12 protein-coding genes are annotated in these 12,017 nt (G+C 61.0%); 6 read left to right on the top strand and 6 right to left on the bottom strand.

The genetic code is table 11. The features are described from left to right. Positions 1-144: 144 nt before the first annotated feature. Together FEF26_RS10035 and FEF26_RS10030 are read right to left on the bottom strand one after the other, a co-directional pair. Entirely contained in the window at positions 145-915 is a 771-nt protein-coding gene (locus FEF26_RS10035; RefSeq protein WP_138253403.1) for a triose-phosphate isomerase, read from the bottom strand. A 2-nt stretch (positions 916-917) separates the two neighbouring features. Then, positions 918-2,654, bottom strand: coding sequence for a dihydroxyacetone kinase family protein (locus tag FEF26_RS10030; protein ID WP_138253402.1), 1,737 nt, complete (start codon positions 2,652-2,654; stop codon positions 918-920). Between the two features lie 215 nt (positions 2,655-2,869). Here FEF26_RS10030 and FEF26_RS10025 point away from each other — a divergent pair, with 215 nt between their 5' ends. Then, positions 2,870-3,838: a sugar-binding transcriptional regulator gene (locus FEF26_RS10025; protein WP_243730518.1), complete on the top strand. Its 969-nt coding sequence runs from the start codon at positions 2,870-2,872 to the stop codon at positions 3,836-3,838. 19 nt (positions 3,839-3,857) lie between these two features. Here FEF26_RS10025 and FEF26_RS10020 read toward each other — a convergent pair whose 3' ends face one another. Then, positions 3,858-4,331 carry a ribose-5-phosphate isomerase gene (locus FEF26_RS10020; protein ID WP_138253401.1) on the bottom strand — a complete coding sequence of 158 codons (474 nt, stop codon included), beginning with the start codon at positions 4,329-4,331 and terminating at the stop codon, positions 3,858-3,860. 185 nt (positions 4,332-4,516) lie between these two features. Here FEF26_RS10020 and FEF26_RS10015 point away from each other — a divergent pair, with 185 nt between their 5' ends. Beyond that, positions 4,517-5,305, top strand: coding sequence for an SDR family NAD(P)-dependent oxidoreductase (locus FEF26_RS10015; protein ID WP_138253400.1), 789 nt, complete (start codon positions 4,517-4,519; stop codon positions 5,303-5,305). A 40-nt stretch (positions 5,306-5,345) separates the two neighbouring features. Beyond that, entirely contained in the window at positions 5,346-6,266 is a 921-nt protein-coding gene (locus FEF26_RS10010) for an SMP-30/gluconolactonase/LRE family protein (protein ID WP_138253399.1), read from the top strand. Positions 6,267-6,282: 16 nt separating this feature from the next. Here the strand turns inward: FEF26_RS10010 and FEF26_RS10005 are convergent, their stop codons facing one another. Continuing rightward, positions 6,283-7,011: a FadR/GntR family transcriptional regulator gene (locus FEF26_RS10005; RefSeq protein ID WP_138253398.1), complete on the bottom strand. Its 729-nt coding sequence runs from the start codon at positions 7,009-7,011 to the stop codon at positions 6,283-6,285. 116 nt (positions 7,012-7,127) lie between these two features. Between FEF26_RS10005 and FEF26_RS10000 the strand changes: the two genes are divergently transcribed. Further along, positions 7,128-7,859 (top strand): sugar phosphate isomerase/epimerase family protein, encoded by a 732-nt coding sequence (locus FEF26_RS10000; protein ID WP_243730517.1) that lies wholly within the window; start codon positions 7,128-7,130, stop codon positions 7,857-7,859. Beyond that, a complete protein-coding gene (locus FEF26_RS09995; RefSeq protein WP_138253396.1) occupies positions 7,856-8,713 on the top strand; it encodes a phosphogluconate dehydrogenase C-terminal domain-containing protein in 858 nt (285 codons plus the stop codon). Before FEF26_RS10000 ends, FEF26_RS09995 begins: the two co-directional genes overlap by 4 nt. A gap of 96 nt (positions 8,714-8,809) precedes the next feature. On the opposite strand, the gene FEF26_RS09990 is transcribed toward FEF26_RS09995, so the two are convergent. Next, entirely contained in the window at positions 8,810-9,304 is a 495-nt protein-coding gene (locus tag FEF26_RS09990; RefSeq protein ID WP_138253395.1) for a Dps family protein, read from the bottom strand. Between the two features lie 185 nt (positions 9,305-9,489). Further along, complete coding sequence (serS, locus tag FEF26_RS09985; RefSeq protein ID WP_138253394.1) at positions 9,490-10,773, bottom strand: serine--tRNA ligase; 1,284 nt, start codon at positions 10,771-10,773, stop codon at positions 9,490-9,492. A gap of 85 nt (positions 10,774-10,858) precedes the next feature. On the opposite strand from serS, the gene FEF26_RS09980 reads away from it, so the two are divergent. Next, complete coding sequence (locus FEF26_RS09980; RefSeq protein WP_138253393.1) at positions 10,859-11,968, top strand: diacylglycerol/lipid kinase family protein; 1,110 nt, start codon at positions 10,859-10,861, stop codon at positions 11,966-11,968. The last annotated feature ends 49 nt before the right edge of the window (positions 11,969-12,017 follow it).

Raw genomic sequence — 12,017 nt, 5'->3', positions numbered from 1 at the left:
ACACTCCGGCCTCAGGGACAGATCCTCATCCAGCTAACAGTCAGTGATGCTCATCACGTGCTGTCAATCACAGTGAACCAGTGTGCTGCACAATTGTCAAGCACATCTGTTCACTCGGTCTGCTTCTGGCTGAGAACCCTGGGTTCAGGCGGAAGCAGCGAGCTCAAGAATCTCTGTGAAGCCCTCTGCGGTCCACGCCGCGCGGCCGATAAACAGTCCGTCGATATCCTTCATCGCCAGCAGATCCTGGGCGTTGTGTGGATTCACGGATCCGCCGTAGAGCAAGGACGCCACGTGGCCGCCGAACTGCTCGCGCAGCGCTTGAAAAGGTTCAATGAGCTCGGCGGACGTCGCTGGCCGGCCGGAGGCTCCAATAGCCCATATGGGCTCGTAGGCGATCAGCACCGTGCTCAGCTGTTCTGGACTCAGGCCCTCGAGCGCACCATTAGCCTGACCGAGGATGTACTCGGACGCATGCCCGCGTGCACGCACCTCCTGGGGCTCCCCCACGCAGAGGAGCGGCCAGGCACCGTGCTTGAGCGCCGCCCTGACCTTCAGCCTGGTTGTCCGGATGGTTTCATTGAAGAACTCACGCCGCTCCGAATGCCCAATCTCCACAATCTCGGCCCCCGCGTCCACCGCCTGGGGTACGGAAATCTCCCCAGTCCAGGCCCCGCTGTCTTCCCAGTGCGCGTTCTGCACCCCCAGCTTGATGCCTCCGGGGCGCTGCGATGAGTCACCGAGAACCCCTCGGACTGCGGATAGGGCGGTGACCGGAGGAATGATGAACGGCTGCACACCAGCGGTGAGTTCGGGACGGCTGCGCAGCGAGTGACTCAGACTCTGGGCGTACGTTTCTGCCTCAGAGAGGGTCAGGTTCATCTTCCAACTGGTACCGATCCAGCGTGCTGTCATGACTACTTCGCCTGCTGGATCTGACCGATGTGATGCGCCAATTCATCCATCAGGATGGCAAACGACGTCGCACCCGGGTCCGGCGTGCCCACGGACTTCTCCCCCAGGACCCGGGACCTGCCAAGCTTGGCGGTGAGCTCGGCGGTAGCCTGTGCCGCCGTCTGAGCACTTTGGGCAGCGGCTTTGAGAGCAGCGAAGAGATCACCGCTGTTGTGGAACTCTTGCTCCAGGGTCTGGGCGAAGGGAACCGCGGCGTCGATCATGGTTTTGTCTCCAGGCTGTGCTCCACCCAGACGCTGTAGGGCGTCCACCGCATTGAGCATGGCACGCACGGCGGAGTGCGAATCGGCGGCGTGGTCATCCGACAAGGCCCGGCCAGCTGCTGTCAGAGCGGCTCCCCACAGGGCCCCGGATGTACCGCCGGCAGACTCAGCCCATGCAGTACCTGCGTGCACCAGAAGTGCGCGGGCGCCGGCGTCCCGGGCGAGTGCCTTCTTTCCAGCCTGGACTGCGCCCGTGGAACCGAGGACCATACCCTGGCCGTGGTCGCCGTCCCCTGCCACTGCATCCAATCGTCCGAGTTCGGCTTCCTGGGTCCGGCAGGTGGCCTCAAAGAGTTCCAGGACTCGCTGAAGCTCCTGAGCAAACTGACGGGACTCCTCAGAAGCCGGCGGAACAGGCTCCTCTCCGGGGGTGAAGAACTCAGTTCGCGCTGGACGATCAGCCAGCGCCAGCAGGTCCCTGGGCGCTCCACGCCTGAAGGCGGGGGTATCGGCAGGCGCCGTCCAGTGCTTTTCAAGTTCCTCGTCGAGGAAGACGAGCGTCAACGACAGCCCGGCCATGTCCAAACTGGTCACGAACTCCCCGACCTCCGGCTGAACAGGTGTCAGGCCGTGCTGTTCAAGCCGCTTCACCAAGCGCGCGTAGACCACGAACAGTTCCTCGTACTTCACAGTGCCCAGCCCGTTGAGCAGCACAGCGACGCGTCCGGAGTGGCCCTGCGGCGCCTCAGCGATGATGCCGTCAAAGAGGAGATCGGCAACTTCGGAGGCGGACCCCAAGGGAAGGTCCTTCACACCCGGCTCACCGTGAATACCGAGCCCGACCGCCATCTGTCCGCTCTCCACATGAAAAAGGGGCTGCTCCGCCCCGGGGAGGGTGCAGCCGTCGAATGCCACACCATAAGACCGGGTGGCGTCATTGGCTTTCCACGCGATGCGCTCGGCTTCGTCAATGTCAGCACCTGCCTCAATGGCGGCGCCCGCAATCTTGAACACGGGAAGGTCACCCGCAATACCCCGGCGGTTGCGGTGGTTCTCCGGTGAGTCTGAGGCAATGTCGTCAGTGACCTCCACGATGCGGACGTCGACGCCCTCCGCACGCAGCTTTTCGGCGGCCGCCCCAAAATGCAGGACGTCGCCGGCATATCTCCCGAACCCCATGATCACGCCTCCACCATTTTCGGCGCTACGTGCCACGGAGTACACCTGGGAGGCTGAGGGTGAGGAGAAGATGTTTCCGCATGGCGCCCCATGCCCCATCCCTGGACCAACCCATCCCGCGAATGCAGGATAGTGGCCCGAACCGCCTCCGATGACCAGAGCAGGCTGACCTTGGGGCGTGTCTGTGGAACGCACGACGCCGCCGTGGACAGCAGTCACATACTCGGGGTTCGCCGCGACGAAACCGCGCAGCGCCTCGGCGGGGAAATCAGCAGCTGTGTTAGTCAGAAAGGTCATCTGGAGGTCCTCTGGTGCCGGGTGCCAGTTGCTTTCTGAGAAGAAAACGGCCGGCACATATGTGCATTGACGAATGTTCTAGTCCACCATAAGGCAGACTATGTGATACTCGCCACCGTCCCGAAGAACTGTTGCAGACCTGCACAGGTGTGTTCCGGGAGGGTGCAACCAGTAAAGTTGCCCACTGAATGATGACAGTTGATGGAGGCCCAGTTGTGACGGATCAGCCCACTGAGAGCGCGCACAAAGGACTCGATCCGCGTGATACCGAGCTCGAACGGCTCTATCAAGCGGCCCAGCTGTACTACGAGCAGGGTGCCACTCAAGCGGAAATCGCCCAGCAGCTCAAGGTCTCCCGCCCATCGATCAGCCGGATGCTCGCGGATGCACGAGCACTTGGCATTGTCGAGATTCGGGTGCGCCGGCCGGCACCTTCGGATATGGGGCATCTGCGAGATGAACTGACAGAGAAACTCGGCTTAGATGCGGTGTACCTGGCACCGGGAGATCAGTCCCGCCGACTGGGTCCCGGGCTGGTTCCCCCCACGCGCCAGGCCCTTGACAGTGTGAATCTCCGTGCCGGGGACGCCATGCTGATCGCCTCCGGTGAAACCACCTATGCCCTGGCTCAGCATCGCCTGGGAGACTACTCCGGCGTCGTGATCGCCCCGACGGTTGGCGGCCAGGCCGAACCTGATCCGTGGCACCAGACCAATGAAGTAGTGCGAGCTTTCACCGCGTCTTCTGGAGGTTATCCGCACTACCTCTTTGCCCCGTCGATGCCCTCTGAGGCGCTACTAGATGCACTGCAGGATGACCCTGGATACCGCCAGATTGTCGAGGACTGGAACACCGCGCAGGTGGCCCTGGTCGGAGTGGGCGCCCCGCCACGGACCCGCAAATCCATTGCTCGGTCCGTGCCCCGGACTCATCCGAATGTCGTCAAAGCTGCCGGAGACGTGTGCCTGGCATTCTTTGACGATGCAGGCAATGAGATCAGCTTTCCTGGCAACGAACGTATGGTTCGCATCCCAGGTTCATCCCTCCATGCAGTGCCCACACGGATCGCTGTGGCCGTAGGTACGGAAAAAGCCATCAGCATCCTGACTGCAGCGCGTTCTGGTTGGTTCAATATCCTTGTCACCGATGAAGAGACCGCCAGGGCGATCACCCGCGCGCTCTAAATTTCACTCGGAGCGAGTCCTAGTCGCAGCTACCGGTCTGCTCGTAGGACGTAATGGCTTGAACCTTCGCAGCTGAGGCACTGGCAGGATCAAACTCATGCCCGAGCCACTCTTTGGCCAGCTTGCGAGCGAGCTCCTGTCCGATCACTCGCTGTCCTACGCAGAGCACCTGGGCATTATTGGACAGAATGGCGCGCTCCACCGAGTAGGAGTCATGGGCGGTGACAGCGCGGATCCCCGCCACTTTATTTGCTGAGATCGCCACACCCAGCCCTGTGCCGCAGATCAGCAGTGCGCGGTCAGCTTCTCCTGAGGCGACCAGTTCCGCGGCGGCCACAGCAATATTGGGATAGGCCGTCCCCTCATCGTCGCCGACGCCGACGTCGTGAACAGAAGAGACTCGATCATCTGCTTCCAGATCCGCCTTGAGGATTTCCTTGTAGTCGTACCCAGCATCGTCGGAGCCGACGACTAGGCGCAGTGGGAATGTCATGGGACTTCTCCTTGTCGAGAGTTGGTTTTACATCGATGCTACAGGCCTGAAGAACAAATGTCATGAACATGTGTTCAGATAACGCTCTCATGCGAAAATTGGTTGACCGGTTGACTGGTTGTTCAGAATCGTGACAGACTTCACAGCGTGAACACCATAGACATTAAGCAGTCCAGGAGGGCCTCTTGACCGATCCAAGCACCTCTCACCGACCCTTGGATGGCAAGAACATCATTATCACCGGGGCTGGCTCAGGTATCGGTGCCGCAACCGCACGCATGGCTGCGGCCAAGGGTGCCTCAGTCGCCGTAGTGGACCTGGACTCGCGGCACGCTGAGATGGTGACCGCTGAAATTAATGGCTCCGGCGGCACGGCAGTGGCTCTCACCACCGATGTCTCCCAGGAGGCAGAGGTGCAGCGGATGGTAGATGCCGCAGTCCAATCCTTCGGCAGGATTCACGGCATCGTCAACAATGCTGGGGTGATCGTCACCCGATCCCTCGTCGACACCTCATTGGAGGAGTGGGACCGCTGCATGAACGTCAACGCACGCGGAGTGTTCCTCGGCTGCAAGTACGCGGTGAAACACTTCCTTGAGCACAAGATCAAAGGTGCCATCGTGAACACCGGCTCCATCTCTGCACTGACCGGGCAGATGGGGCAATCCGCCTATGCCGCATCCAAAGGCGCCATTGTGCAGCTGACCCGCCAGGTCGCCGTGGAGTACGCCGCAACTGGAATCCGCTGCAATTCCGTGGGCCCAGGGTCGGTGCGCTCAGCGGTCCTGGACTCTTTCCTCTCCAGCCAGGAGGATCCTCAGGCGGCGGAGATCGCCTTGGCGAAGACCCATCCGGTCAACAGGATCGGATCCGCTGAGGAGGTCGCTGGAGCCAACTGCTTCCTGCTGTCGGACGAGGCATCATTCATCACCGGCTCAAACCTCCAGGTCGACGGCGGGTACACGGCGGCCTAACCCCACTGCAGTTGCAAGAACCCGGCCAAAGGAGACCACCATGACAGTTCTCGATTCGCTTCTCGCTCCCGATGCGACGCTGACCCGCGTCGCCACCGGCGCCACATGGTCAGAAGGGCCCTGCTGGATCCCCTCTGATGAAACTCTGCGCTGGAGCGACATCCACGGCAACCGCATCCTGCAATACTCCCCCTTCACAGGAAAGACCTCGACGTACCGCACCGAGGTCCAGTTCACCAACGGGCGCACTCTTCACCCATCCGGGTACGTGGTTCAGTGTTCGCACGGCAACCGCCGAGTAGAGATCGACGACGCCGGATCAGTCCGTGCCCTGGTGGAGTCATGGTCCGGTGGGCGTTTCAATTCTCCGAACGACGTCGTCGTCGCCAGTGATCACGCAGTCTGGTTCACTGATCCGCACTACGGGATCACGGTAGAGGGGGAAGGTCACCCCGGGCGGATGGAGTATGGAGCCTGCTACGTCTTCAGGTGGGACCCCAACACTCGGGAAGCGACACCCGTCATCACCGATATTGAGGAGCCTAATGGGTTGGCCTTCTCTCCTGATGAGTCCGTGCTCTACGTCTCGGACACCTCCGCGGTCCGCCGCCCACCCGGGGTAGGCAACCACCACGTGAGGGCCTATGATCTCAACCCCACTGCCACAGGAGTTGAATGCATCAACGGCAGGACTGTCTTCGAGATCCCCGACGGCATCCCCGACGGATTCCGGGTTGACGAGCAGGGCAACATATGGAGCTCCGGACCAGATGGCGTCTACATCTATGCGCCGAACGGCACCGCTCTAGGGCTCCTCCCGGTACCTGAACTCGTGGGAAATCTCTGCTTCGGCGGCTCGGACGAATACGACCTCTTCATCGCGGCGACGAGCAGCATCTACCACATCCGCACGTCTGTGCGTGACGCCGGGATGGCTGGACGCAGTGATGGCCCTCAATGAAGCTCTTACTCCAGGCTTACAAGATCCGCTCCCCCGCGGTTTTCATATGCGCGGTCATCGCAGTTTCAGCAACTGCCACGTCACCATCCCTCACCGCCTCCACGAGAGCGGTGTGCTCGTCGATGGCGCGGCGAGCATCCGCTGCGTTGTCCACGCTTCGATCAACCCAGACGCGCAGCAGGGCTCGCACGCTCTGCAGCACCGAACCCAGTGCGGCGTTGTCAGCGATCGCCGCAAGCTCTTGGTGAAAGTGCGCATCAGCTTCTACGAAGGCGTGATGATCGCCCAAGTCGGCGTGCCGAGACATGGTCAGGAGGTGGTCTCTGAGCCGAGCGACGGCGGTGTCGTCGCGGTTCTGTGCGGCCAGGCGTGCCGCCAAGACTTCCAGTGCTTCCCTCACATGCATCAGATCCCGAGCATCTTGTGCTCCCAGCATCAACCCCCAACTCAGAGTCCGGGGAAGCAATTCCGAGGCACTGGAGCGCAGATAGGTGCCAGATCCGGGACGCACTTCCACAATGCCCAGGACTTCAAGAGCAGCAAGGGCTTCCCGGACCGCCGACCTTCCTGTGGCGAGCATCTCCGCAAGCTTGCGTTCAGCCGGAAGTCGGGATCCCGGCTCGAGACCCCCACTGGTGAAGTACCGCAGCAGTTCCGAAGCCACGGCAGCAGTTGGTGTGGAAGCGGGCAGGGCGTTGAGGCGTCCCTGCAGTTCTTCGGCCGGGTCCTGAGGGTATCGGGGCATAGAGCGATGATAAGCGATGAGGTCAACCGGTTGATTGGAGAGCGTCAATGAGTGCCGTGATCGGACTCAGTACATATGCCTACCTGTGGCGATGGTCGGAGGTGAATCCCAAGCCTATGACACTGCAGGAAATGATTATCGACGCAGCTGAATTGGGCGCGGAGGTCTTTCAGATCTGTGACTATGCCCCGGTGGAGACTCTCAGTTCCGCTGAGCTGAAGCAGGTGCGCAGTACCGCCGCATCACATGATGTGATCCTGGAGCTTGGAACACGCGGCATCCGGAGCGATCATTTGCAACGCTACGGGCACATCGCAGAGGCCCTGGGAGCCACTTTCATTCGTTCCATGGTGCAGCCAGCGGACACCCCCGTCCATGAGGCGACCGACCTCCTCGGCGGAACGGTGGACGACTTCTCCGCGCGCGGTCTGACTCTCGGCCTCGAAACCTACGAGCAGCTCTCCAGCGCAGAACTGGTTGGTCTGGTCGAAACCGTGAACAGTCCAGCTCTGGGAATTGTTCTAGACCCTGGAAACTGCGTCGCCAACCTAGAACTTCCCCATGATGTCGTGGAACGCACCGCTGCATGGGTGAACAACCTCCACATCAAGGACTTCACCTTCAGCCGTCAGCCGGGCTGGGTGGGGTTCTACTTCTCTGGAGCTCCCCTCGGCGAGGGACTCCTCGACTATTCCGCCATGTCACAGGCCGCAGATGCCGCTGGCCGTGGGCTGCATCAGATCATCGAACATTGGCTTCCCCGCCGCGGCAGCCCTGAAGAAACACTTCGGGACGAGCGGATGTGGACCCAGCAAGCTATCGACTACCTCAGGAGTAAGAATCAATGAACATTGACACCCTCAGCATCGCCCTGATCGGCGCCGGCGGCAAGATGGGCCAACGCATCACCAACAACCTCAAGACCACCTCCGCTGATGTGCGCTATGTGGAGAACTCCGATGGCGGTCGGCAACGCCTGGCTGACGCTGGCCTAGAGACGTCACCGGCAGAAGCGGCTGTGGCGGACGCGGATGTCGTCATTCTCGCGGTACCAGACACCGCGCTGGGTTTGGTGAGCGAGCAGATTGTTCCGCAGATGAGCGCGGGATCGATCATGATGACCCTGGATCCGGCTGCTGCCTATGCGGGACTGCTGGCTCACCGTGAGGACATCGAATATGTCTGCGCGCACCCAGCGCATCCCTCGGTGTTCCTTGAACGGACAACAAAAGAGGAATACGCCGACACCTTCGGTGGGATCGCCGCTCCCCAGCATGTGGTTGCTGCCGCAGAGTCCGAGGACACCGCGGTCAGCTCCGCAGCTGAAACCGTCATTCGAACGATGTACTCACCGGTGATCGATGTGCATTGGGTGACCCTCAAGCACCTCGCGGTTCTGGAACCCACTTTGGTGGAGACAATCACCTGCATGATCGGTGGACTGCTGAAAGAGGCCCTGGAAGAGACGGTCAATACCGTAGGCGTTCCCCGTCCCGCTGCGGAAGCGCTGTTCTACGGACATGTTCAGGTCGCTCTGGCCAACGCGCTTCGGGGAGACAACCCGTTCTCTGAGGCCTGCCACATCGCAATGGACCATGGTCGCAATCTGATCGTCAAAGAAGACTGGAAGAAGGTCTTCGACGACTCTGTGCTGGACGAAACCATTGCGAAAATGCTGCGGATCGACAAGGTTCGCCGCTAAGCCGCTCAGGGAACTTGCCCAACAAAAAGGGCGACGACGCAACCGAGTAGGTGGTTGCGTCGTCGCCCTTTGTATGCGTTCTGAGCAGAACTCAGACTATGCGGAGACCTTCTCCACGTGGCTGCGAATGAACCACTGGAAAAGCTCCAGCTCCTTGACCTGGCCAATCAGCAGATCTTCAGTGATGGGATCGGTGTCTCCGACCTTGCCCAGCACCTGCCGGTGGTCTTCGATCACTCCGGTGTACACCTTGTCCAGCTCTGTCAGGTGAGTCTCCACGTTGGCTTTGAACAGCGGGTAGTCCTTCCAGCGCCGCTCGGTGACAAGCTCGCCGGACAACCCGGAAGGAGCAGTCCCGAGGGTGGCGATGCGCTCGGCGATCTCGTCGGCGTACTCACGCACCTGCGCAGTCTGGGGGTCCAACATCTCGTGGACACCAATGAAGTTCGGGCCCACAACGTTCCAGTGCACGTGCTTGAGCACAAGTTGCAGGTCATTGAGGGCGTGCAGCCGGTCCTGCAACAGGCCAGCGATTTCCTCGCCGTTTTCCTTGCCAAGTCCGGGAACCGTGTATTCAGCAGTCTTATTCATCTCGACACTCCTTCGATGCGCAAACAATGCGCCGGCTCTCTGTCGGCGCCATAGCTAAATCTTAGTTACTCAGAAGAAGCGGCGCTAGCAAGATGAGGCTGGCCTTGCCTACCACTCTTCTGAACTCTCACGTTCTTTAGTATCGAGCGAAGGTGAGCAAAACCTGACTGCGCACTGGATGGACCCTACTGAGGTTCGATGACTTCCAGTCCGCCCAGGTAGCGACGCAGAGCCTCAGGAACCCTCACCGATCCATCGGCCTGCTGATGGTTCTCCAGAATGGCAACGATCCACCGTGTGGTGGCTAGCGTCCCGTTGAGCGTGGCCACAGGTTGAGTCGCGCCTTTGGCGCCGTCGGTCCTCACGGTTCGCTCGCGAATATTGAGGCGTCGGGCCTGGAACGTTGTGGTGTCTGAGGTGGAGGTCAGTTCCCGGTAGGTGGACTGGGACGGAACCCACGCCTCGCAGTCGAACTTCCTGGCCGCAGAAAGACCCAAGTCCCCCGCAGCGGTGTCGATGACGCGGTAGGGCAGCTCCAGCTTGCCGAGCATCTGCTCTTCCCAGGCCAGCAGACGTTCATGCTCTGCTTTGGAGTCCTCGGCTGAGCAGTAGACGAACATCTCCAGTTTGTTGAACTGGTGGACCCGAATGATCCCCCGGGTGTCTTTGCCGTGCGAACCAGCCTCGCGCCGATAGCAGGTCGACCAGCCGGCATAACGGAGGGGGCCTGCCGAGAGGTCCAGGATCTCTTCGGCGTGGTAGCCGGCGAGCGCCACCTCGGAGGTGCCCACCAAGTAGAGGTCGTCGCGCTCAAGGTGGTAGACGTCGTCGTGCGCCTCAAGGTACCCAGTACCCTCCATGGTCTCTGGTCTGACCAAAGTAGGTGTGATCATCGGGGTGAAGTCAGCATCAACAGCCTGGTCCAGGCCCATCTGCATGATGGCCAGCTCCAGTCTGGCGCCTATCCCCTTGAGAAAGTAGAACCGAGCCCCTGAGACCTTCGCCCCGCGCTCCATATCCACCGCGCCCAACTGCTCAGCGAGAGCGAGGTGATCGCGGGGCTCGAAACCTTCTGCGGCGAAATCCCTGGGGGTTCCCTCGGTGCGCAGGGTGACAAAGTCATCCTCGCCTCCTGCGGGGACTCCCTCGTGAATGAGGTTGGGAAATGAGGATTGAATGGTGCGGAGGCGAGCGGCGGCGTCGTCGGCTGCGGCCTCCGCAGTCTTGACATCGGAGGCCAGCTGCTTGACCTGCGCAAGCAGATCTTCTTTGTCCTGACCCTGAGCCTTGGCGACTTTCTTGCCCTGGGCTTTCTGCTCAGCACGCAGCGTCTCAAACTGGGTGAGGGCACTTGATCGGGCGTGGGAGGCATCAATGAGAGCGTCCACCACAGACTCGTCAGCCCCCCGAGCTCGCTGGCTTGCGCGGTACTTATCGGGTTCGGCGATGAGGTCCTTGATATCAATCACAGAGCTAAGCCTAGTACGCGCTGAGCGGCGCAGCCTTCAGCCTGGGTTCACCAGGCCATGACTGCGGGCCGATAGGCTCTACCTCATGACTGTGGACTATGGATGGGTGATCGCTGCGGCTTTGGCCGTGGTGGTGATATTGGCAATCGTGATCGCCCGGCTCGCCAAGCACTTGCGGCGCCTGAAGTTGCGGGTCACCGAACTTGAACAGCACGTTGAAGTCACCGCCGCCGTTGCTGCACACCCCAAAAAGCCTGAGGACCGACTGATCGGGGTCGTGGTCAACGTCAGCAAAGACGATGCAGGCCACGCCACCAAGCTTGTTCACGAGGCATGTGCCGCCGCAGGAATGCCTGATCCGTTCATCCAAGCCTCGACCGCCGAAGACCCTGGAGTGGTCATGACCGAGCGGGCCATCGAGATGGGCTGTGATGTGGTGATCGCCGCCGGTGGTGACGGGACCCTGCGAGCAGTGGCCTCCAAACTGACAGGCACAGATGTGGCCCTGGGCATCATCCCCCTGGGAACAGGCAATCTGTTTGCCCGGAACATCGGGCTGCCCTACCACGACCTCACCGCGTGTACGGCTGAGGCCATTCACGGCACCCCGCACCGAGTAGATACTCTGCAGCTGGAGTTGCGCCGCCCAGGCGGACGATCCGAGCAGGAGATTAGCTTGGTCATCGCCGGGGGCGGGCTGGACGCTGAGGTGATGGAAGATACCCGGGAGATCCTCAAGGCCCGGGCCGGCTGGTTAGCCTATGGTGAGGCGGGCCTGCGGCATGTCATGGGCGCGCGTAAGACCGTTGAAGTGAAACTCGACGATGGCGAACCAGAGACGTATCGATTGCGGTCAGTGCTGTTGGCGAACTGCGGAACGCTTCAGGCCGGAATCAGGCTTATTCCCGAGGCCAAATTCGACGACGGACATATGGACGTCGCCCTGTTCACACCCCGCCACGCTCTGGACTGGGCTCGGGTGATCGCCAAGACCGCCTTCCGCTACTCGGCGGATATTCCCGTCATGAAGGTTCGGCAAGCCCGCTCCGGACGGCTCACTATGGCGGAACCGATGCGCTTCCAAATCGATGGTGATGCAGTTGGGGATGTCATCAGTGTCTCAGCTCGCGTGGAGCCCGAGTCCTTGATCGTGCACGGCGCCTCCACGGAGATCCTGGAAAACCCCGAACACTAGGCTGCGGTCCTTGGGGCCTAGTTTCCTCAGCCTTACGGATGCTATTTTT

This window comes from Nesterenkonia salmonea, assembly GCF_005771525.1.
In the GTDB taxonomy this organism is placed as follows: domain Bacteria; phylum Actinomycetota; class Actinomycetes; order Actinomycetales; family Micrococcaceae; genus Nesterenkonia; species Nesterenkonia salmonea.
The sequence above is the reverse complement of the archived record's forward strand: the minus strand, read 5'-3'. Positions and strand labels throughout refer to the sequence as shown.